Below are 23,194 nucleotides of genomic sequence, written 5' to 3' on the forward strand. Positions count from 1 at the left end.
CGCTTATCCGATTTCGACAACGACAACGACAACGACAACGACGCCAAAGGCATTCCCTGATGGACTTGTTCAACTTATTGGTGAACCGTTCCCTGACGACTTTTCTTCCTTTGCGTCTTTGCGTCTTTGCGTGAGATTCTTCTTATTCATTTGCGGACGATCGTCTCCTGTGATGCCACCGGGCGCCTGGCCTGCCATTCCACCCAGGACTTGAGCGCCAGCGTCACCAGGGCCAGCATGGCCAGCAGCGAGGCGACGGCGAAGGCGGCGGCGAAGTTGTATTCGTTGTAGAGGATCTCCACATGCAGCGGCATGGTATTGGTCTGACCGCGGATGTGCCCCGAGACCACGCTCACCGCCCCGAACTCACCCATGGCCCGGGCATTGCAGAGGATGGTCCCATAGAGCAGGCCCCACTTGATATTGGGCAGCGTCACCCGCCAGAAGGTCTGCAGGCCGCTGGCGCCCAGCACCGTGGCCGCCTCCTCGTCGTCGCGGCCCTGCGCCTGCATCAGCGGGATCAGCTCCCGGGCGACGAAGGGGAAGGTGACGAAGATCGTCGCCAACACGATGCCCGGCACCGCAAAGACGATCTTGATGTCGTGCGCGATGAACCAGTGGCCGAACCACCCCTGGGCGCCGAAGATCAGCACCCAGATCAGCCCGGCGATCACCGGCGAGACCGAGAACGGCAGGTCGATCAGGGTGCCCAGGAGCTCCTTGCCGCGGAACTCGAAGCGGGCAATCGCCCAGGCCGCGGCCACCCCGAAGACCAGATTGAGCGGCACCGCGATGCCCGCCGCCAGCAGGGTGAGGCGCACCGCGGCCAGGGCATCGGGGTCGGTCACGGCGCGCAGCGCGGTCCCCCAGCCCTTGCTCAGGGCCTGATGGAAGACCACCACCAGCGGCATGAAGACGAACAGGACGAAAAAGGTCAAAGAGACGCCCAGGATCAGCCGCCGCACCCAGGGTTGCTCCCGGGTGGCGGCATTGTCCTCGTAGCGGTGCGCGCCGATCCCGATCGGACTGGCCCCGTGCAGGGTCGCGGCGAATGCCATCAGCGGTTCCTCCCGGTGCGCTTGCCGCTCCAGGCCTGCAACAGATTGATGGCCAGCAGCATCATGAAGGAGAACAGCAGCATCACCACGGCGACCGCGGTGGCCCCCGACTCGTCGTACTGCTCCAGCTTGGTGATGATGATCAGCGGCGTGATCTCCGAGATCATCGGGATATTGCCGGCGATGAAGATCACGGACCCGTACTCGCCCACCCCGCGGGCGAAGGCGAGCGCGAAGCCGGTCAGCAGCGCCGGCATCAGGACCGGCAGCAGCACCCGGGTGAAGGTCTGGCGCCGGTGTGCCCCCAGGCTCGTCGCCGCCTCCTCCAGTTCCGTCTCCAGGTCCTCCAGCACCGGCTGCACTGTGCGCACCACGAAGGGCACCCCGATGAAGATCAGGGCCACCAGCACCCCGAGCGGCGTGAAGGCGACCTTGATCCCGAAGGGCTCCAAGAGCCCGCCGAGCCAGCCGTTGCCGGCCCACAGCGCGCTCAAGGAGATCCCCGCCACGGCGGTGGGCAGCGCAAAGGGCAGGTCGATCAGTGCATCCACCAACTTCTTGCCGGGGAAGCTGTAGCGCACCAGGGACCAGGCCAACATCAGCCCGAAGACCACATTGATGGCCGCCGCCCCCAGCGCGGCGCCGAACGAGAGCTTGTAGGTGGCGACCACCCGCGGGGCCGTGACGATGGCCCAGAACTCGGCCCAGGTAAGGGTCGTGGTCTGGATGAAGACCGCCGCCAGCGGCAGCAGGACCATCAGGGACAGATAGATCAGGGTGTAACCCAGCGACAGGCCGAAGCCCGGGAGGACCCGGGTCTGGCCGGTCGGGTTGAAAAAGCTGACGGCGGCGTTCATCGGTGCCGCGCCGACAGGGGTCTTGAGGGAATCATACAGAGGGCCTCGGGCTTGGGCAGGGGCGGTCAGTCTGAGCCTAGCTTAGCGAAGCGCGAAACCAACTGGAACCGCAGAAATCCGCTAAAGTTCGCAGCAATTGTTGGTTCGGCTCCGCGTCGCGGCGCGTTCCAATGCAGGTTCATCAACTTGAGGAGATCTATCCACATGACCGACCCCATCCATCTGCGGTCCCTGATCCTCGGTGCCGTCCTGGGGCTCGCCCCCCTGTGCGGCGCGGCGGCCGGGACCACGCTGCTGAACGTCTCCTACGACCCGACCCGGGAACTCTACCAAGTCGTCAACCCGGCCTTTATCAAGGCGTGGCAGGCCAAGGCGGGCGAAGCACTGACCATCCAGCAATCCCACGGCGGCTCCGGCAAGCAGGCGCGGGCGGTCATCGACGGGCTGGACGCGGACGTGGTGACCCTGGCCCTGGCCTACGACATCGACGCCATCGCCGAGAAGGGCCTGCTGGACAAGGACTGGCAGCAGCGCCTGCCCCACAACAGTTCACCCTACACCTCCACTATCGTCTTCCTGGTGCGCAAGGGCAATCCCAAGGGAATCAAGGACTGGGGCGACCTGGCCAAGGCCGGGGTGAGCGTCATCACCCCCAACCCCAAGACCTCCGGCGGGGCGCGCTGGAACTACCTGGCGGCCTGGGCCTGGGCGGAAAAGCACTTCGGCGGTGACGAGGCCAAGGTCAAGGACTACATCGTGAGCCTCTACAAGAATGTCCCGGTGCTGGACTCCGGCGCCCGCGGTTCCACCACCACTTTCGTCCAACGCGGTCTGGGTGACGTGCTGCTGTCCTGGGAGAACGAGGCCTTCCTGGTGCAGAAGGAGTTCGGCGCCGACAAGTTCGAGATCGTCGCGCCCTCGCTCTCCATCCTTGCCGAGCCCCCGGTCGCCGTGGTCGACAAGAACGTCGACCGCAAGGGCACCCGCAAGGCCGCGACCGCCTATCTGGAATTTCTCTACACCCCCGAGGGCCAGAAAGTCGCTGGCGAGAACTTCTATCGCCCGACTGATCCGGCCGTCGCCGCCCAGTTCAAGGACCGCTTCCCCCAGATCAAGCTCGTGAACATCGGCGACCTGGGCGGCTGGGCCGCGGCGCAGAAGAAGCACTTTGCCGACGGCGGGCTGTTCGATCAGATCTACAACCCGAAGTAACTGCTCAGGGGCAGGTCGGGCTGACCTGCCCCCGGGTAAATCCGGCGGTCATTGCCATGATCCCGGCCCCGCCACATCCCGAAGGGGCGAGAGATGAGGCGGCTCCGCACTCCCCAGTTCGACTACCGCCGCTCCGCGGTTGCTAGCCACTCGCTACCCCAGGATCCGTCGTCTCGATCGTACACGAGCTTGACGAGCGCATCGCCGGCGGCTAGACTTAGCCAGAAATCTGCGCGCGGATAATTGATTTTTGTTTGACGATCCGCCGCACCAATCAGGATCGCGATGACGATCCGACACCCCGATTGATCGCAGAGTCCGGGACCCGCACGCATGGCCGCCACTCAGAAACACCGAGCGATTGCCGTCAACAGCCCCCTGGGTGCGGATGCCCTGTTGTTCAGACGCATGACGGCGGATGAATGCCTCAGTCGCCCCTTTGAATACCGTCTCGACCTCTTCAGCGAAGACATGGACATTGTGTTCAACGATGTCCTTGGGCAACCCCTGGTGGTTCGACTCGACTTGCCCAAGGAAGAAGGCATCCGCTATTTTCACGGCCTGGTGAGCCAATTTCGGCAAGTCCGGGGGCAAGGCCGTTACGCCGTCTATCAGGCAACGCTCCGACCCTGGTTGTGGTTTCTCAGTCGTACCAGGGATTGCCGCATTTACCAGCAGATGGCGGTGCCGGAGATCGTTACGTCGATTTTCCGGGAACATGGCTTCGGCGATTTTCAAACACGGCTCAGTGAGCAATACCCACCGCGCGATTATTGCGTTCAATACCGGGAATCGACGTTCGATTTCGTAAGTCGCCTGTTGGAAGAGGAAGGCATTTACTACCATTTCGAGCACGCTGCGGATAAACATATTCTGATCCTGGCGGATTCCGCCGCGGCGCATGAATCCTTCCCCGGCTACAGTGAGTTGCGTTTCCTGCCGCCCGGTATAGAGGCAGGCCGCCAGGTCGAGCGCATCTATAATTGGGAATTGACCCAGCAGGTTCAACCGGGCGCCTATGCCCACACCGATTTCGACTTCACCGCCCCGCGCAAGGATCTCTATCGGCGTCTGGAGGTACCGCGTCACCATGCGCTGGACCGCTATGAAGTCTTTGATTATCCCGGGGCTTATACTGAGTCCGAGCAGGGACATACCTATGCGCGGGTGCGCCTGGAAGAACTCCGGGCACAACATCAAGTCGTCGAGGGGCAGGCCGATGCGCGAGGTCTCGCCGCCGGACGGCTGTTCTCGCTCACCCACTTCCCCCGGCAGGATCAGAACCGCAGGTATCTATTAACCGCAACGACCATCGGCCTCGACGCCGATGACTACGAATCGCGTCCAGAGGGTCAGCCGTCGGGACTGCTGTGCGACTGCCGGTTCACTGCCATGGACCCCAGGGAGTCCTACCGTCCGCCCCGGGTCACGCCTAAGGCGCTCGTTCAGGGGCCGCAGACTGCAACCGTGGTCGGTCCCGAGGGTCAGGAAATCTGGACCGATCAGCACGGGCGCGTCAAGTGCCAATTCCATTGGGACCGCTACGGCGAATCCAACGAGATCAGTTCCTGCTGGATTCGCGTCTCGCAACCCTGGGCGGGCAAGAACTGGGGTGGTATCTCGGTTCCCCGGATCGGCCAGGAAGTGATCGTCGACTTCCTGGAGGGCGATCCGGATCGGCCGATCATTACGGGTCGGCTCTATAACGGCGTCAATCTGCCCCCCTACCCATTGCCGGCGGGAGCGGTCGTCAGTGGCATGAAGAGCGCCACTACCGGCAAGATCGCCTATCGCGAGAGCCAGGTTCCGCTGCCACTCCCCGCCGGCAAGGCCGCTGCTTCTCATGCCGCCGCCGGACGCGAGACCTGGGGCGATGCGAAGGCGCTCGCGTCGGACCTGGCATCCGCCAGCGGGGACACTTGGCATTCCGCCCCGCAGGGATTCGCAAGTCACGCCCTTGAACCCGATGCGGCCCAAGCCATTGCGCAGAAGACCAAGGACGCCCTACGCCTGCATCCGCCTGCCGAGGCGCCGGGCGGGGGCTCCGGTTACAACGAGATTTGCATGGATGACACCCGCGGGCAGGAGTTGATGCGGATCCATGCACAATTCAACAAGGACGCCACCGTCAATAATAACGAAACGTCTCAGGTCGGCAATGATGTGACGCGCACTGTCGGCAACAACGAGACCGTCAACATCACCACTGATGAAACGGTCACCGTCGGCAACAATTCTACCGAGACCATCGGCACCAACAAGGTGATCACGGCGGGGACCTCGATCACCTTGAAATGCGGGGCGGCCTCGATCCATATGAACCAGGCGGGGGTGATAACCATCACCGGCTCCTTGATTACGGTCGGCGGAACGGTCAACATCAATGTGGCAGCGCCGATTACCACGGTGACCGGCGCCGCCGTCATGATGACAACCGGCGCGATCAATCTGGTCAACGGCGGCATCACGCGGATCGTCGGTACTTCGCTCGGGCACTTCGAGGGCGGCAAGGCGGAACTGGTCAGTTCCAGTGAGACCCTGGTGATGGGCCCGGTCGTCAAGATCAATGAGTGAGCTTCGGTACGACGGCTGAGAATCAGAACCATGGGGACCAAGGACTCGCTCAGGCTGCAATTCGCAGGCGTTGACTTTCTGCCGCCCGAACGATTTCTGGACGACCCCGCGAGCGTCCGCCGCCTGCTCGAAGACGTGGATTCCGGGACCTTCGATCCCGCGCAATTGCCGTCCCCCAAGTTGCCCATTCGGCAGGTCTTCGCCGACGACCAGGGCAATCAGTATCTGGTCCTGCCGACCACCGGCGACGCACCGGTGGCCTTGCCCTACATCACCGGCGCAATGCTCGCGACACCGGCGACGATCGGTCAAAGCGGCTTTATCCCGGCCACCACCCTTGCGAATAGCGGCGGCCACCCGCCCCGGGGGGGCGCCTCCCCTGATTCGATAGCACTGGTGGGTGGTCTAACCACGGCCTTCGCGGAAAGCGTGGCTAAGGGCGAGTCGCTGAATGCGGCGCTCTTGGGACAGTTCCAGTCACAATTGACCGGTCTCGCGCTGAATCAGGTACCCGAAGAGTTTCGGGGTATCGCCGGCCAAGCCGTCAATGCCGCACTGAACAACGCCGACAGCCTGCTTGGCGGCTTGTTCGGAAGCGGTGCAGCCGCGCCGGCACCCGGTGCCATTCCGGGAATAGACAGCATTCTGTCCGAACGACCTGAGTACGGTTTTCCCGGGGGCTTGGCCGGAAATGCCATCGACGGGGTCGCAAGCAATCTGGTGGGCATGGGGCTCAGCGCCCTGACCGATGACTGGAAGGTGGATGACAGCTCCAGCACCCTGGAGCAGGTTGCCCACCAATACGGGATGCAGGCTATGGACAAGATCAAGGACTATATCACTGGGCAGGCCCAGTTTCTGCTGAAGGATGCGGTCTCCGGCCAACTCAGCACTGCGATGGATAACGCCAGCGACCGCTTTGGCAACAGCTTGACGGAGTTTGGAAAGCAGCTTGATCTTTTCTTTAATGGGATGAACTCCGGCGCTGTCCTAGCGGCAGCACACGTCGGTTCCAAGGATGATAAGGTGGATGCTATATCGACCGGTTTGGCGACGGTACTGGTGCAAGGAAAGCCGATTGCCCGCATCAAAGATTTGCTCGAACCGTCAAGAAAGATCATCCTTGAAGGGGCGACCAAGGTGCTCGTGGGCGGGCTACCGGTAGCTCGTGTAACCAGTGCGACAGCGATACCGAGTGGCCTATTGAATGGGGCAACGACGGTTTTGATTGGTGGGCCATCGGCGAGAATTTCGCCTCCGGTTGTTCCGTTCATTCTGCCTGTCTCACTTGACGATGCCACGGTTACAGCGGCTAACCTTGGGAAAGCGTCAGCGCGTTCCGGTGGTAAGAGCGGGGACCAAGAGCATGTTTCAACAAGAGAAGATAAAGGGGTTGAACAGCATAAGATTGGCGCGCGTGAGCCTAGCGAAATCCAAAAGAGTAACAACCTTTGCGAAGATCCAAGTGAGTTACAAGGAAGAAGTCCAGGTAACGGCCCGGATGAAGACCTTAACAGAATGCAAAGAGGGGAAGATTGCCCTGAGGACTACAATCGAAGGGTGGCAATAAATGCTAGAATTAGCGATGCGAGCCCCGAGGAAAAACTGACAATCCAAAAAGATCGCGATGAGGCAAAATACATGATAGAGAGTTCCATCGAATACCTGGAGAACGCGAGTTCCGCCAATCAAACAGACCGTCTGATTGGCGAGAAGTTTAATGTGGATAGCAGCAGCAAAGAGGACATGGCTAGATTAATAAATAATTACGAAAGTATGGGTCAGAAAATCGATGCTGCTCACTACTATGTTCTAAACGCAGGCTCCAAGGAGCAAAGGGCGCCGATCGCTACTACAAGATCGTCATTGTGGCCTGGAGGCGGGCATTACGTTGAAATCAACAGAGACCAATACTTTGGGGTCGGCGATTCAACCCGGGCCGGAATCCTTGTGCACGAATCTGCTCACGCGGCCGGGATCTTCACGCCTGTGAGCGATAGGGAGTATTATGCGTATACTCCACAATACGCCACGATAAACAGGGAGCAAAGGCTAGTCAACCCAGATAGCTACAGAGATTTTAGCCAGAGTATTGTGCCAACGCGGGAAAGCCGTAACGCGAAGTAGGTTTTTTCTCAGCTTGTTGGCCATTGATCAATCAGTGAGACTACGCCCGTAAAGTCAGGGACGATGTGCTATGCGAAGCTATGCAGTTCATCGCTATATCTGGACTCCCAATACTGAAGACGTACGGGGTGAATGACGCGAACATGCCGATTCTGCCGCATGGTCGCGCAAGGAACAGCATCACCAACTGCATTGGCCAAGTGCAAGCATCATGGACAAGACGCCAACTCGCCATCGCCGCCCCCTATTTCACCCTCGGCGATCTGGCCCGTTTGGATGGCCTGCTGAACTCCCAGGTGGACGCCCTGCATTGGAAGTGCGCACAATCCTGGGCCGCGGTGGAGCAGCGCCTCAGCGGCTCCGAATACTCCCTGCACGACCTCTTCCCGGCCGCGGTACTCGCCTTCAGCGAGGATGCCCCCGCAGGTTGGCGCGGCTTCCTGCTCGAACTGATTGGTCCCGATGAGCCGTCCATCGGTGCGCTGGTCGAGGCACTGGCATGGCTGCCACTGGATAGCATCAAGGAACACCTGCTCCAACTCCTGGCGTCCAGGGATACTCTCCATCAGCGTATCGCGCTTGCGGTCTGCGCCTACCGGCGCGTCGATGTCGGCGACTACCTGACCGCCGCCCTGCAGAGCGATGCCCCAGAGCACCGAACCTGTGCGCTCAAGGCCGCCGGTGAACTTGGGCGCCGCGACCTGCTAGACTCGCTGCGCCAACACCTGACGACGGAATCGCCGGATTGGCGCTTTACGGCTGTCTGCTCCGCCGTTCGCTTGGGGGAACGGGGCCCGTGTTTGGAGCGTCTGATCGAGATCGCCGGGAGCGACTGCGCACTGCGGAAGCAGGCGATATCGCTCCTCCCGCGCGTCTTGAACGCCACGCAACGCGCGCGGTGGCTGGACAGGATCAAGGACCAGTCCATCGCTTCGCCCGACGCCATCATCGGCATCGGCGCGGCCGGTGATCCCTGGCAAATCCCTTGGCTGCTCACGCTCATGCAGGATTGCGCGGTGGCGCGGGCGGCGGGTGAGGCCTTCACCCTGATCACCGGGCTCGATCTGGTCGAGCATGGGTTCGCGCAACCGGCGGCAGCGCCTCCTGCCGAACCGCTGGACCCCAAGCGGGGCCTGCCCTGGCCAGACCCGGAGGCGATCGGCGCCTGGTGGCACGCCAACCTTGGCCACTACAAGCGCGGAACCCGTTACCTGCTGGGCCACCCCATCACGCCAGACCACTGCAGGAACGTCCTGATCACTGGCTATCAGCGTCAGCGCGGTGCCGCCGCCCTGGAACTTGGGCTGATCCAGACTGGTATGCCGCTGTTCGCGGTCCATGCGCCTGTCTCTGAACAGCGAGACCTGCTCGACATCGCGGACATCCTGCAACTCGGCGTCGAGACGACCGTTGCGCTCTGGCCGGGAGGGGCACCAGGGGACCCTTAACGGTGTCCACAGAAGGTCCCGCGCACGGCCCGGACGTAATTGGTGTCTGTTGCGCTCTTTGATCCGATCTTGCCCTCAAAAAAATCGACATAGTCTGCCGCGTTCTGCCCGCCATCCGTGCGCCGATCCGCGGTCCAGCAGTCGGTCTGAGTGGCGTCGAAGCCATCTATCAGGAACATGCGGTTCTTCGGCGAGAGATCCTGCCTGATCAGTGTCCTTATCTCCTCACTGGTGGGAAGGCGCCAGTCCGAGGCGGAACCGAAGCGCCGGGCGTTAAGGTCAGCGAGGTAAGACCCCGAGGCATCATGCCAGGTCAGGGGCCGCTCGGACCCCGATTTTTGCCAGGTCATGCAAGACTTGCCGCACACCACCACCGCGTCATCCCCGGACGCCTTGACCACGCAGTCCTGCGCGGGCGGCGTGACCGGGTTTGGTGGAGTCGGCAACGGCGTCGCCGGAACCGGGGTCGGCTTACCGCAGGCCCCGGCGTCAGCGGAGACACCATACGGTGCCAGGATGGTCCTTTTCAGTCCGCTCAGCGCAATCTGACTGAACGCGGTATTGAACCGGTCCAGGAAGTCGGTGTTATTGAGCCGATTGGTAATACCCACATAGTACGACACGCACTGCTGCTGACCCGCGTACCTGATGTTCTCGAGACCAAGCCGCCGAATGATGGAGTTGCCGACATCCTTGTTGGAGAACACCGCATACTTACCCTTACTTGTACTGAGCGCGCGGAATACCGGATCGCTGTCTTTCTGCAAGTCCTTATCCAGGCGGATCCCTTCGGACCTCAGTCCGACCGTGATCTTATCGAGGGTTTTTGAGGTGTTGGAGGGGCCATAGACACCGACGGTGTAGCCGTCCAGGGCCTTGGGACCCGTGAAGTTCAGCGGATCATCAGCGCGCACGAAGAACCCGTATTCGGTGCTGAGGATCTCCTCGGTGCGCTGGAGATACTCGGCGCGGCTCGCGTCCCAGCCGATCAGGAAGAGCCCGTCGCCGCTGCCGTCTCGCACCTGCTTCTGAGTCTCTTCCCAACTCTTGTCCCCGAGTCTGAGCACACACCGCAGCCGTGCGTCCGCGCAGGTCTTCTTGATCAATTGAACGGCAGGCCCATCCAACTCCCCGGTCACCGGGTTGGCATAGTGAAAGGGATCGAAATTCTGGGTGTAAAGGACGAGATCGGCGAGCAGGAGTTCAGCGGTTTCCCGATCCAATTCGCCGGATTGTTTCAGTTTCCGATCCGCTTGAAAGCGATGGACGGCCTGTCGACTCTTGTCACCGTACACCCCATCTGAGGCGCCGGGGTCGTAACCTAGGGTACGCAGACGGTCTTGTGCCACGCGCACGCTATCCTCGGCATGGGATGCAGCAGAACACGCGGCAGTGATCAGACACAGTATGATACCGAAGCGTTTGACGAGGCTGATGTAGGTCATGACGGCAGGCTCTCCCAGTCACTGTTTGCTTGATCGAGGCGGTTACTAAAGGCGTGCGGGCGGCGGGCGTCCTTGTCTGGGGATGGCCGACGTTCGCGCTGCGTGCCGATGCTATGGCTCAGAATGCGGTTGCCCAGGATCCGGCCGGGCATCGAGGTCTTCCGCAATCCGAAAGCCCAGAGTACTCCTTCGCTCCAGAGGCGGCAGCGGCTCGCGGGCCGCCGCGCGCAGCCACTTTGCGGGGTCCGACCAACTGCCGCCGCGCGTCGCGAACCGTTCGGCTCCTGAGCCCTCAGGCGCGCAGCGGCTTTCCGAGCCGTCGTAGCCGGCGGAATATAGTGAGCAGGTCCACTCGCTAACGTTGCCCAGCATGTCATACAGTGTCCAAGGGTTGGGAGCAAATCGGCCCCGCGGCGCTGTATAGTCAAACCCATCTCGGACCGGTTCTTGATCGGGCGGCCTGGTGGCGTCCGAGAAATTGGCGGAGACCCACGTCAGCGCATCGCCCCAGGGATAACGGGTCGCCGTACCGGCGCGGGCGGCATACTCCCACTCCGCTTCGGTGGGCAATCTGAACCGGCGACCGGTTATACCGTTCAACCAGTCAATGTAGGCTTGCGTGTCCACGAGGTTTACACAGACCACGGGCTCGGTGTCGTCCTGGCGAAAACCTGGATGTTGCCAATGATGAGTGACGAATACGCCCCAGTTCTTGGACGCGGGAGACTCAAGGAATGTAAAACAGCCCGCGGTGACTTGATCGGCACGTTCCGCAGCGGTACGGTAGCCGGTGGCCTCGACGAACCACTTAAATTCGGAAAGCGAGATTTCGTGCTGCGCGATCCCGAATCGCTGCACACACACCTGATGCGGTGATTCGTCAGGATAGCTTTCGGCATCGCTGCCGCTGCCCATACTGAAACAGCCGGCGGGCAACGTGACCATCATCGGAACAGGCCGGGACGGAGTGGCTGGCCGCGGCGGCACAGTATCGACTGCACCTTGGACACTCCCATTGCCCCCGGGGTCACCATCGCCAGTCGCAGTGGCAGCGGTCACCGCGACCAGTGCGTTATCGTGATAAGCGGGAGGCCCTGATGGGGGTGCAGGGGAGACGGGTACCGAGACTAGCCGCCGGCCCGGCTCGTCCGCTGCCGTACCTTGCCCAAGAACATCCGCACTGGCGTGCTGGGCCGGACCAATCTCCGGGGTTCTGGGGCCAAGGATTTGCCGGGTAATCCAGTCGTGCCCAAGCCATGCCAACACCGCGATAAGTGCGAGGACCAGCAGGAGTCTTAAGTAGGGGAAAGAGGTCGTTCGACGTGGTGATGTTCGCGAGATCAACTCGACGCTGCGAAGCCGCTTTGCAGGGTTCGGTTCGAGCATTGCGCGCAACCAGTCGGAGACCTCCGGGGGAAGCTGTGACAGGTCAGGCACACGCTCGCGGCACTTTCTCGCTGCCGCCAGGCTCATGCCCATCTCGAAAGGTCGGCCGCGGGCGGCGGCGGCCAACGTCAGACCCAGACTGTAAATGTCGGAGCGACTGTCGACTTCGCCCCCATAGAGCCCGAATTGCTCGGGCGAGGCATAGCGGTACTTGCCGGCGAAGGTATCGACAAGAATGGTCTGCTGGTCCGCATCGGTGGACTTGCTGAGGCCGAAGTCGATAATTTTCGCGGCGTCGATTCGCCCTGCCGGAAGTATCACGTTGTCCGGGGAGAGGTCCCGGTGTATTACGCCTTTGCGATGGACTTCGGCGAGTCCGGCACACAGACGATCACGCAGACATATGACCTCTTCGGCCGTCAAGGCGCGCTCCTTCAGGCGTTGAGACAGCGAGATGCCTTGAACATATTCCATGATCAGGAAGACGTGGCCCTCGGCGTCCAGCGGCGACCCTTGGTAACGCACGACGGCGTCGTGGTTCACGTCTTGCAGTATCCTCGCCTCTCGGTTAAACAGATCCGTGGCCATGGTGTTGCCTTCCATCGAGGCGTGGATCACCTTCACCGCGTGCAGCGTGTGCTGGGTCTTATGGCGCGCGAGATAGACTTCCGCCATGCCGCCGCTGCCAAGAGGCTCCTCGACCAGGTAGGTGTTTGCCAGGAGCGTGCCCTTCGGGATGCCGCGGTTGATGAGACGCGCGTTGGTCGACACTGCCGGGGCCTCGACGTCCGGACCCGCGGGCGCAATCACGAAACGTCTTCCGCACTGGGGTGGCCGCAGATCCCTGGCGGATGCCGGACCAAGCCCGCCGTCACGCGGCGGCGGATATCGCGGCTGATGCTGTCTTTGGCTGTCATAAGGAAAGGCTACCACGGAGGCGGCTTGTCCGCGACGCTTCAAGCGCGCCGGGCAGGGCAGCCCCTTGACCAAGACCGTGGGGAGACCTAACCTACTAGGATAATTCTGCACCGCGAGCCTTTGGCGTGACCATCTCCGTTCGCCTGGACCCCGCAACCGAGGCGGCCCTACGCCGACAAGTCCTGAGCCGCGGCGTGCCCCTGTCCGAGTTCGTACGCGACGCCATCCGCGAGAAACTCGCCGCCGCCGATATGCCGAATACTCCCTATGCCATCGGCAAGGCGGTCTTCGGGCGCTATGCGAGCGGCGACACGGACCGAAGCGTGCACCGCAAAGAGGTCCTGCGGGACCGGTTCCGTGACCCGCATCGTCGTTGACAGCGGCACGCTGATCAAGCTTTTCGACGGCTCGGACGCCTCCCTCATCGCGTGCGGACCGGGCACCGTAGGTCGGGTCAGGCGCGCCTGGCACGGTGCCCTCTTGCGCTCAGTCGGTTGGGGCGCGCCGTAACCCGACGCGGTGGCGCCGGAGGTCGGGTTAGGCTGCGCTAACCCGACCTGCGCGCAGGGGCTTACCAGACGATATAATCGGCCGTTCACATCACCCGATCGCGTCGTGCATGGCTTAAGTTCCCGTGCGCCCAAGTGCAGGAAACCTCGGTTCATGGACCACGCCCAACACAATCGACTCGTCAGCTTCATCTGGGGCATCGCCGACGATGTCCTGCGCGATGTCTACCAGCGCGGCAAGTACCGCGACTGCATCCTGCCGATGGTCGTCATCCGGCGGCTCGACGTCGTGCTCGGCCCGACCAAGGCGGCGGTGCTCGCGATGCATCGGCAACTGGACGCGGCCGGTGTCGCCAATCAGTCAGCCAAACTCAGGGAGGTCGCGGGCCAGGCCTTCTATAACGCCTCCCCCTTCCGCCTCGACGACATCCCGCGACGCGACAGCCCCCAGCGACTCAAGGCCGATTTCGAGCGCTATCTGGACGGTTTCTCGCCCAACGTCCAGCAGATACTCAAATATTTCAAGTTCCGCAACCAGATCCCCACCCTGGTCGAGGCCGGCATCCTGGGCGCCCTGATCGATAAATTCCTGGATCCGGACATCAACCTGAGTTCCAGCCCGGTGCTGGACGCCGACGGGCGCGAACGCCTCCCCGCGCTCGACAACCACGGCATGAGCACGGTGTTCGAGGAACTGCTGCGCCGCTTCAACGAGGAGAACAACGAGGAGGCCGGCGAGCACTTCACCCCGCGCGACGTGGTCGGCCTGATGTCGGAGCTGATCTTCGCGCCGATCGCCGACCGGATCGAATCCAGCACCTACCTGGTCCTGGACGATGCCTGCGGCACCGGCGGCATGTTGACCGTCGCGGAAGACCGACTCCTCGGGCTCGCCCGCGCCCAGGGCAAGCAGGTCTCGATCCGGCTCTACGGCCAGGAGGTCAACCCCGAAACCTACGCCATCACCACCGCCGACCTGCTGCTCAAGGGCGAGGGCGAGCAGGCCGACCAGATCGTCTTGGGCTCCACCCTGTCCAGCGACGCCTTCCGCGGCCAGCGCTTCGACTTCATGCTCGCCAACCCGCCCTATGGCAAGAGCTGGAAGACCGACCTGGAGCGGCTCGGCGGCAAGACCGAGTTGCAGGACCCGCGCTTCATCATCGAACACGCCGGGGATGCCGACTACAGCCTGGTCACCCGCTCCAGCGACGGCCAGTTGATGTTCCTCGCCAACAAGCTCGCCAAGATGGTGGACGACACCCCGCTCGGCAGTCGTATCGCCGAGGTCCACAACGGCTCCAGCCTCTTCACCGGCGACGCCGGCTCCGGGGAGAGCAACATCCGCCGCTGGGCGATCGAGAACGACTGGCTGGAGGCCATCGTCGCGCTGCCCTTGAGCCTCTTCTACAACACCGGCATCGCCACCTACATCTGGGTCCTGTCCAACCGCAAGGCCGAGCACCGCCGCGGCCGGGTCCAACTCATCGACGCCACCGGCTGGTCCCGCCCGCTGCGCAAGAACCTGGGCAAGAAGGGATGCGAACTGGGGCCGCAGGACATCACCCGCGTCATCGAGACCTACCAAGCCTTTACCGACGGTGCCGAGAGCAAGGTCTTCCCCAATCGCGCCTTCGGCTACTGGAAGGTCCGGGTCGAGCGCCCCCTGCGCCTGCGCAGCCGTTTCACCCGCGCCGCGGTCGAGGCCCTGCGCTATGCCGGCGGTGACGAGGAGTGGCGCCGGACCCTCTACGCCCGGTTCGGTGCCGACCTCTACGACGACTGGCCGAAGGTTCGGGATCAGGTGGAAGCCGCGCTGATCGGCGAGGCCGCGGACAGTGCCGACGCCGACGAGGACGCCGAGTCGGCCGGCACCAACCGCCGGCCCGCCGTCCCCGAGCCACGCCGCAAGCGGCTTCTGGACCCCAAGACCTGGGCGCGGGACCGGGAACTGCTGCGGGCCGTGCGCAAGCTCCACGAGGCCATGGGCGACGACCTGTACCCGGACCACAACCTCTTTCGGGACCGCCTGGACGCTGCCATCGCCCGGCTGGGCATCAAGCTCGGCGCCGCCGACAAGAAGCGCCTCATCGCCGCCCTGAGCTGGCGCGACGAAGAGGCCCCGCCGGTCATCAAGACCCTCTACAAGCCGGGTCGGGCGGTCGCCGATCCGCTGCATGGGCTCTACGTGGTCGAGACCGGCGCACCCGGCGCCGCCCGGCCGGCGATCGTCGAATACGAACCGGACCCGGAACTGCGCGACACCGAGCAGGTGCCCTTTCTGGAGGAGACCGCCCCGGGCGAATGGGCCGATTGTAGCATCAAGACGTTCTTTCAGCGCGAAGTCCTGCCCCACTGCCCGGACGCCTGGCTGGACGGACCCGCGACGCGGATCGGGTATGAGATCAGTTTTACCCGGTATTTTTATCGGCCGAAGGCGTTGCGGACGCTGGCGGAGATACGGGCGGATATTGAGGCGGAGGAGCGGCGGACAGTGGGGTTGTTGGGGGACATCCTGATCGATACCGATGACGACGAGGCGAGAACGTGAGCCTGCGGTTGGGGTCGTACCCGGCGTATAAGCACTCGGGTCTGTCCTGGGTCAAGCGTATTCCCGAGCAATGGGCTGTCCGTCGAGCTAAAGCCGTCTTCCTACCAGTCGACAGGAGATCCGCCAGTGGTCACGAAGAGCTTCTGACCGTCTCCTCCAAGCACGGCGTCGTCCCGCGGCACGGCCAACAGGTCACGATGTTCAAGGCGCAATCGTACATTGGCCATAAACTCTGCTGGCCTGGCGACCTCGTGATCAATAGTCTCTGGGCCTAGGCCGGCGGCCTGGGTTTCTCGCGACATCACGGTATTGTCAGCACAGCATACGGCGTCTATCGGCCGAAGCCGGCCTTGCAGGGTTACTCCGGATTTCTGGGCTATTTGCTGCGTTCCTCCGTGTACGACTGGGAGTTACATGTCCGGTCAAAGGGCATCTGGATTTCGCGACTCCAGTTGACGGACGAATCATTCTTGGACATGCCGATGCTGCTCCCGCCGCCGCAAGATATTCGCCCAATAGCGGGCTTTCTTATGCACTTTGATCGCCGAGTCAACCGCCTAATCGGTTCCAAGCGGCGGCTGATCGGCCTGCTGGAAGAACAGAAGCAGGGCATCATTCACAGCGTCATCACTCACGGTCTAGATTCAAGCGTTGCGCTTAAGTCTTCCGGGGTCAAATGGCTCGGAGATGTTCCTGCCCATTGGGATATTGTCGCTTTAGGAAGATTACTGGAAAATGTAGAACAAGGCTGGAGTCCGGTCGCGGCTGAAGGCGATTTCGCGGACGACCAATGGGGAGTCCTGACGCTCTCGGCCGTCAAGCGAGGGACTTTCAAGGCGAGTGCGATTAAGCCGATTTCTCGGGCAGCCGATGTGCCGACGAGGCTTGAAGTTCGCGTTGGGGATTTCCTCTTGACCCGTTCCAATACTCGCGAGCGAGTCGGTGACGTTTGTATCGTTGATGCTGTCCGACCGAGAACGATTCTCTGCGATCTCATCTATCGCCTGACAATTCACGGCAACGCTATCGACAAGAAACTGCTGATGTTTCAATTCCTTGGACCCCTGGGTCGAGGGCAAATCGAGCGCGCTGCCCAGGGGGCGAGTGGAACAATGCCAAAGATTGCACAAAAGCACATCAAGTCTTGGCGTATATTGGTGCCCCCTATTCCTGAACAGAAGGCCATGGTGGATTCAATCGAAAAGCGTCTGGCACCCATAGTCAGCACAATGGAACAAGCAGAGCGCCAGATTTTGCTCTTGCGAGAATATCGCACCCGCCTGATCGCCGACGTGGTCACCGGCCAACTCGACGTGCGCGGGGTCTCCCTCCCGCCCCTGCCGGACTCGGACGCCGACGACCCGGAGGCGGACCTGGACGACGCCGACGATGCCGACCTGCTGGAGGCTGCCGAGGCCTTGGACGAGGAATGACCGAAGTCTTCCGGCAACCCTGGTTCCCAGTCGCCGCGGGGTTCGGTGGATGTCGCTCCTGCTCGGGGAGATTGTGAACCTATTCGCCGCTACGCTCTATTGCGAGGGATCCCGTAGGTCGGGTTAGGCGCGCGTGGCACGGCACCTGATGAAAGAACAAGAGCTTAACGCGCGCCGTAACCCGACATGCGGCGCCGGACTGTCGGGTTACGCTTCGCTAACCCGACCTACGCCGAATACTTGCCCGGTGTCGGCACTTGGGAACCAGCCGTAGGATGGGCTGTGCGCCGCGAAAGTGAATCCGATAATTGCTCACGCAAAGACGCTAAGAACGCGAAGAAGAAAGAGCGTTCAAGGCAATGATCCCGCAACCCGGCAGGTGGGCCGTTCGTCAGATAAATAGCATTGAAAAACTTTGCGTCTTTGCGTCTTTGCGTCTTTGCGTGAAATAAATCCCACTTCCACTTAAGGCGCAACGCCCTGGGATCGCGTCGTTCAATCGGCCGAGCCCTGAAAGGGCGCGACATAACGGCGGGTATCCTCATGTCACGCCCTTTCAGGGCTAAGCCCCGTTATACCTTATACCCAGGGCGTTGCCCTGGGCTGGTATGTGTGACCCCGTTGGGGTCGGGACGCAAGACCCGTCATCCGGGAGCAGACCGGGGAACCGCGCTTGATCCGGCTATCTCCGCCTCGACCAGGCCGCCGCCCGGCATCATCCGGGAGCAGACCGGGCAACCGCGCTTGATACAGGCGGAGCGGCTACTCGGAGGCTTTGATCATCGTTCCGGCCAGCGGCCACCTTCTGGAGTCCAAGGCTTCAGCCTTGGTCCTATACATCCAAGGCTGAAGCCTTGGAGTCCGGCCCGGGCCGGCCGAAACGATGATCAGGGCCTAGTCGGGCGTGGCCCCAACGCTCTTGGGCAATGCCGTTCCGAGTTCATCACCAGGGTCCGCTTCTCGGTCCGGAACCGCCGTGAGAAAGCGCTCAAAGTCATCGCGCCGGCCGGCTGCCGCCTCTTGCCGCAGATAATCGAGCGTCAACAGCGATGCCATTTTCTCACCGGCCGCGCTGGCGATGAATTGATTGACTGAAATCCCCTCCTTGAGGGCAATTGCTTGTATGCTCTTGTGCAAGGAGTCAGGGATGCTGATCGTGAGGGAGGTCATGACGCGCTCCTTAGCAGGTTGAGAAAATCGCCGGGCCTGATTGGCGCAACCCCGAAGTCGGCAGCGTTGCGAAAGTCAGCGATGTTATGGGTCACAATATCGCAGACTGGGAATGGACGACACGAGGGCATAGCTCGCACCCCGCCGCGAGCGCGCCGCGGCGACCAAGACCGAGGTGTCCAGAACGATGCGCATGGTCAGTCGCGAGCGAACAGCGCATCGTCGCACTCCAGGTCCGGGGCCAGCAGTGCCAGCGAAAAACTGCCGCGGCAGCGTGCCCCATCAGCCTGACCGACTGGCCGCAAACCCGCGAGCTTTGCGTCGATGTCTGCGGGTGCCGTATGCACCAGGAGGGCAAAGGGCCGGCCGTTGCGGGTCACGACCAAATCCTGGCCCGCCTCGAGCCGCTCCCACACCTTGGCGGACGCGGACCGCAACTCGCGCACGGTTACAAAGTCCATGGCCTACTCTGGGGTAAATTTAGGTACCCTATTGTAGACACGCTTGTGTGCTGTCAGCCAGCCGGTCCAACCGAGGGTTTTCAGATCCGGGACTACTTGACCAGCCTCAGAGTTTGGGAACGAGCAACCGAGTATTATCAGTGGCTGGCGCCCCGTTTCGACGCGGCAGGGGCAGCGCATCCACATTTGACGGGTATTTGACGCAACGCTCCCGGGCCGCCGAAAACTGATTTTCCGTCGGGGAAAAAATCAACTGACATAAGCTGTTATGCCTGAACGCCAGGCCGATCGGCATTTGATGTGTACATAATCACGGGTAGACCGGAGGGGGCACCATGGCGACGGACACCACTGAACGAGGTCTCGAGTCGCTCATCGTCGAGTTCCTGACCGGGCAGCAACCCAGTTCCCGGGACGCCCAGGATGTCCGCGGCACCTACGGCGGAGGCGGCTACCTGCTGGGCGATGCCGCTGACTTCGACCGCGAGCACGCACTCGACCTCAGGCAACTGCTGGCCTTCCTGTCCGAGACCCAACCCAAGGTGTTCGCGCAACTGGGTATCGCCACTCCGGGTCCGGAGCGGGTCCAATTTCTTGCGTGGCTCACCGGGGAGATCGCCAAGCGTGGCGTCGTGGATGTCCTGCGCCGGGGCATCCATCACAAATCCCAGAAGGTGGAGCTTTACTTCGTGACGCCATCGCCGGACAACACGCAGGCGGTCGCCCGGTTCGCGGCCAACCGCTTCACCGTCACCCGTCAACTGCGCTACAGTCCGAACGCCACCCGCCTGGCCCTGGATCTCGTGCTCTTCATCAACGGCCTGCCGTTGGTGACCTTCGAGTTGAAGAACAGCCTCACCAAACAGAACACGGCGGACGCCGTCCTGCAGTATCAGACCAGCCGGGACCCGGCGGAGCGACTGTTCCAGTTCGGCCGCTGTCTGGTGCACCTGGCGGTGGACGACCAAGACGTGCAATTCTGCACCGAACTGAAGGGCAAGGACTCCTGGTTCCTGCCCTTCAACAAGGGTTGGCAGGACGGTGCGGGCAACCCGCCCAATCCCCTGGGGATCAAGACCGACTATCTGTGGCGGGTGGTGCTGACCCGCGCCAGCCTGACCGACATCCTGGAACACTATGCCCAGATCGTGGAGGAGAAGGACGAGCGGACGGGCAAGAAGCACCGTAAGCAGGTCTTCCCGCGTTATCACCAACTCACCGTAGTCCGGGCGTTGCTTGCGGATGTGCGCATCCGGGGGGTGGGGCATCGCTATCTGGTCCAGCACTCGCCCGGCAGCGGCAAGTCCAACTCCATCGCCTGGGCGGCCCACCAACTCACCGAGTTGGAGGTCGAGGGCGCGCCGCTGTTCGATTCGGTGGTAGTGGTGACGGACCGGACCCTACTGGACCGGCAGATCCGGGATACGCTGCGGCAGTTCACCCAGGTATCGTCGATCCTTGGACACGCGCGGCACGGCGGGGACCTGCGGCGCTTCATCGCGAGCGGCAAGCGGATCATCGTCAGCACGGTGCAGAAGTTTCCGGTCATCGTGGCCGAGCTCGGCGCCGAACACCGCGGCCGACGCTTCGCCATCCTGATCGACGAGGCCCATTCCAGTCAGGGTGGGCGGGCGGCGACACAGATGAACATGGCGCTGTCCCCCGACGGGGAGGAGGTCGAGGCCGAGACCATGGAGGACGCCATCAACCGCCTGATGGAGTCCGGCAAGATGCTGGCGAACGCGAGCTATTTCGCATTCACCGCCACGCCCAAACCCAAGACCGCCCAGGTCTTCGGGGAGCGCGTGATGAGGGACGGCAAGGAGTGCTTCGAGCCTTTCCACAGCTACACGATGAAGCAGGCCATCGAGGAGCGCTTCATCATGGACGTGCTGGCGAACTATACCCCGGTGCCGAGCTTCTACCGGCTGGCCGCCACCCTGGAGGAGGACCCGCTCTTCGACAAGAAGGAGGCACTGAAGAAGCTCCGGCGCTATGTGGAAGGCCATGACCAAGCCATCCGTATCAAGGCGGAGATCATGGTCGACCACTTCCTCGATCAGGTCATTGCGCGACGCAAACTCGGCGGCGAGGCGCGGGCCATGATCGTCACGGCCGGGATCGCGCGGGCCATCGACTATTACTATGCCGTCAGTGCCTACCTGATCGACCGCAAGAGCCCCTATAAGGCGATCCTTGCCTTTTCCGGTGAGCCCGAATACCAGGAAAAGAAGGTCACGGAGTCAGGCATCAACGGTTTTCCGTCCAACCAGATACGCTTCAAGGTGCGGGAGCACCCCTATCGGTTTCTGATTGTCGCCGAGAAGTTCCAGACCGGCTACGACGAACCGCTCCTGCACACCATGTACGTCGACAAGGAACTGGCGGGCATCAAGGCGGTGCAGACACTCTCGCGCCTCAATCGGGCCTGCCCGGGCAAGCTGGATACTTGCGTTCTGGACTTCTACAACGACGCCGATACCATCCAGGCCGCCTTCCAGCCCTATTACCGCACCACCATCCTGAGTGGGGGCACCCACCCGAATCGGCTGCACGACCTCCAGGCGGACCTGGACCGCCATCAGGTCTACACCCAGGATGAAATCGATGAACTGGTGACACGCTATCTGGCGAATGCCCGGCGCGACCGTCTGGACCCAATCCTGGATCGCTGCCGCCAACGCTACCTGGCGGACCTGGACGCCGATGCGCAGATCGACTTCAAGGGCAAGGCCAAGGCGTTTCTGCGGACCTACGGCTTCCTCTCGGCCATCCTGCCCTTCAGCCGCGCCTCCTGGGAGAAGCTTTCCGTCTTCCTGCACCTGCTGCTGCCGCGACTGCCCGCGCCGCTCAACGAAGACCGGGAAGCAGACATCCTCGCGATGGTGGACATGGACAGCTACCGCTCGGAGATGCAGGCGACTTTATCGCTCCAGCTCGAGGACGCGGACGGGACCCTGGACCCCTATAACGAGCGGGGCGGTGGGCGCCAACCAGACCCTGAATTGGAGCGGCTGAGCAAGATCCTGCGCGAGTTCAACGAACGTTGGGGTAACATTGCCTGGGAGGACCGCGACCGGATCGCAAAGGTGATTGCGGAAGAAATACCTGCCTACGTTGCAGGCAATAGTGCCTACCGCAACGCCATGCACAACGCCAACCGGGACAAGGCCCGGATCGAGCACGATACCGCCCTGCGTCAGGTGATCCTCGGCATGTTCACCGACCACCAGGAGTTGTTCAAAAGGTTTCAGGACGATGATCAATTCCGGGACTGGCTGTCGGAGAGCGTGTTCGCGGCCACCTACCAACCCGGCAGCCAGGAAACGGCTTGACATCAGTACCAACTCAGTCATCATCGGGAGTAAGAAACGTGGCAAAAAGCGCTCAAGCAATCTATCAGATCAAGATCGGCCTCGCTGGTACAAAGCCGCCGATCTGGCGCCGCGTGCTCATCGACGGCGCTGTGCCGCTGCCGAAATTCCATCAGGTCATCCAGATCGTCATGGGGTGGACCGACTCCCATTTACATCAGTTCCGTGTCGGCCGGGTTTACTATGGCACGCCGGACCCTGATTCTGATTTCATGGAAATCATGGACGAGCGACGCTACAAGCTCAACCAACTGCTGAGGCAAGAGAAGGAGTCGATCATCTACGAATACGATTTCGGCGATGGTTGGGAGCATAAAATAACGTTGGAGAAGATCCTGCCCGGCGACCCGGACGCAACCCTGCCGTGCTGCATCAAGGGCAAGGGCGCCTGTCCTCCGGAAGACGTCGGGGGCATTCCCGGTTACTACGGATTCATTGACGCGCTGGGCGATCCGACACATCCGGAGCATGAAGAGTATAAAGAATGGGTCGGCGGCGACTTCGATCCTCAAGCTTTTGATCTCGACGAGGTCAATGCGCTACTGCTTGAGTATTGCCGGTGAGGGCGCCAGCTCAATGCCGTTGAGTTAAGCCACGCTGGCTCCCACGCTCCTGCGGGGGAGCACTGGCAGGCGCTCCGCGTCCATTTCTAATACAGGAAGCGGAGCGCCCGC

At 62.1% G+C, this 23,194-nt stretch carries 15 protein-coding genes; 9 read left to right on the forward strand and 6 right to left on the reverse strand.

The window, feature by feature from the left end; translation table 11 throughout:
* Window positions 1–146: 146 nt before the first annotated feature.
* Window positions 147–1,058, reverse strand: coding sequence for a sulfate ABC transporter permease subunit CysW (cysW, locus tag QZY48_RS22910; RefSeq protein WP_295435454.1), 912 nt, complete (start codon window positions 1,056–1,058; stop codon window positions 147–149).
* The gene (gene cysT / locus QZY48_RS22915) at window positions 1,058–1,915 is read right to left on the reverse strand and encodes a sulfate ABC transporter permease subunit CysT (RefSeq protein WP_295435455.1); all 858 of its coding nucleotides are present in this window, start codon (window positions 1,913–1,915) and stop codon (window positions 1,058–1,060) included. The genes cysW and cysT overlap by 1 nt, the downstream gene beginning before the upstream one ends.
* Before the next feature lie 204 nt (window positions 1,916–2,119).
* Here cysT and QZY48_RS22920 point away from each other — a divergent pair, with 204 nt between their 5' ends.
* The 4 genes from QZY48_RS22920 to QZY48_RS22935 all read left to right on the forward strand — a co-directional run bounded on the left by QZY48_RS22920 (window position 2,120) and on the right by QZY48_RS22935 (window position 9,276).
* A complete protein-coding gene (locus QZY48_RS22920) occupies window positions 2,120–3,127 on the forward strand; it encodes a sulfate ABC transporter substrate-binding protein (RefSeq protein ID WP_295435456.1) in 1,008 nt (335 codons plus the stop codon).
* A gap of 333 nt (window positions 3,128–3,460) precedes the next feature.
* Window positions 3,461–5,701, forward strand: coding sequence for a type VI secretion system Vgr family protein (tssI, locus tag QZY48_RS22925; RefSeq protein ID WP_295435457.1), 2,241 nt, complete (start codon window positions 3,461–3,463; stop codon window positions 5,699–5,701).
* A 30-nt stretch (window positions 5,702–5,731) separates the two neighbouring features.
* Window positions 5,732–7,828 carry a hypothetical protein gene (locus QZY48_RS22930; protein WP_295435458.1) on the forward strand — a complete coding sequence of 699 codons (2,097 nt, stop codon included), beginning with the start codon at window positions 5,732–5,734 and terminating at the stop codon, window positions 7,826–7,828.
* A gap of 200 nt (window positions 7,829–8,028) precedes the next feature.
* Window positions 8,029–9,276 carry a TIGR02270 family protein gene (locus tag QZY48_RS22935; RefSeq protein ID WP_295435459.1) on the forward strand — a complete coding sequence of 416 codons (1,248 nt, stop codon included), beginning with the start codon at window positions 8,029–8,031 and terminating at the stop codon, window positions 9,274–9,276.
* Here QZY48_RS22935 and QZY48_RS22940 read toward each other — a convergent pair.
* Entirely contained in the window at window positions 9,273–10,721 is a 1,449-nt protein-coding gene (locus QZY48_RS22940; RefSeq protein WP_295435460.1) for a DUF1566 domain-containing protein, read from the reverse strand. The two genes, QZY48_RS22935 and QZY48_RS22940, sit on opposite strands and share 4 nt — an antisense overlap.
* A 111-nt stretch (window positions 10,722–10,832) precedes the next feature.
* Window positions 10,833–12,878: a bifunctional serine/threonine-protein kinase/formylglycine-generating enzyme family protein gene (locus tag QZY48_RS22945; RefSeq protein WP_295435461.1), complete on the reverse strand. Its 2,046-nt coding sequence runs from the start codon at window positions 12,876–12,878 to the stop codon at window positions 10,833–10,835.
* Between the two features lie 272 nt (window positions 12,879–13,150).
* Here QZY48_RS22945 and QZY48_RS22950 point away from each other — a divergent pair, with 272 nt between their 5' ends.
* The 3 genes from QZY48_RS22950 to QZY48_RS22960 all read left to right on the forward strand — a co-directional run bounded on the left by QZY48_RS22950 (window position 13,151) and on the right by QZY48_RS22960 (window position 17,515).
* Window positions 13,151–13,402, forward strand: coding sequence for a ribbon-helix-helix protein, CopG family (locus QZY48_RS22950; protein WP_295435463.1), 252 nt, complete (start codon window positions 13,151–13,153; stop codon window positions 13,400–13,402).
* Between the two features lie 286 nt (window positions 13,403–13,688).
* A complete protein-coding gene (locus QZY48_RS22955; protein WP_295435465.1) occupies window positions 13,689–16,082 on the forward strand; it encodes a class I SAM-dependent DNA methyltransferase in 2,394 nt (797 codons plus the stop codon).
* A gap of 476 nt (window positions 16,083–16,558) precedes the next feature.
* A complete protein-coding gene (locus tag QZY48_RS22960; protein ID WP_295435467.1) occupies window positions 16,559–17,515 on the forward strand; it encodes a hypothetical protein in 957 nt (318 codons plus the stop codon).
* Between the two features lie 894 nt (window positions 17,516–18,409).
* On the opposite strand, the gene QZY48_RS22965 is transcribed toward QZY48_RS22960, so the two are convergent.
* Together QZY48_RS22965 and QZY48_RS22970 are read right to left on the reverse strand one after the other, a co-directional pair.
* Window positions 18,410–18,685, reverse strand: a complete 276-nt coding sequence (locus tag QZY48_RS22965) for a toxin-antitoxin system HicB family antitoxin (RefSeq protein WP_295435469.1) — start codon at window positions 18,683–18,685, stop codon at window positions 18,410–18,412.
* Between the two features lie 197 nt (window positions 18,686–18,882).
* Window positions 18,883–19,146 carry a hypothetical protein gene (locus QZY48_RS22970; protein WP_295435470.1) on the reverse strand — a complete coding sequence of 88 codons (264 nt, stop codon included), beginning with the start codon at window positions 19,144–19,146 and terminating at the stop codon, window positions 18,883–18,885.
* Window positions 19,147–19,481: 335 nt separating this feature from the next.
* Here QZY48_RS22970 and QZY48_RS22975 point away from each other — a divergent pair, with 335 nt between their 5' ends.
* Both QZY48_RS22975 and QZY48_RS22980 read left to right on the forward strand, forming a co-directional pair.
* Window positions 19,482–22,481, forward strand: coding sequence for a type I restriction endonuclease (locus QZY48_RS22975; RefSeq protein ID WP_295435471.1), 3,000 nt, complete (start codon window positions 19,482–19,484; stop codon window positions 22,479–22,481).
* A gap of 38 nt (window positions 22,482–22,519) precedes the next feature.
* A complete protein-coding gene (locus tag QZY48_RS22980) occupies window positions 22,520–23,083 on the forward strand; it encodes a plasmid pRiA4b ORF-3 family protein (RefSeq protein WP_295435473.1) in 564 nt (187 codons plus the stop codon).
* Window positions 23,084–23,194 lie beyond the last annotated feature (111 nt).

This window comes from uncultured Thiodictyon sp., assembly GCF_903828115.1.
GTDB lineage: Bacteria > Pseudomonadota > Gammaproteobacteria > Chromatiales > Chromatiaceae > Thiodictyon.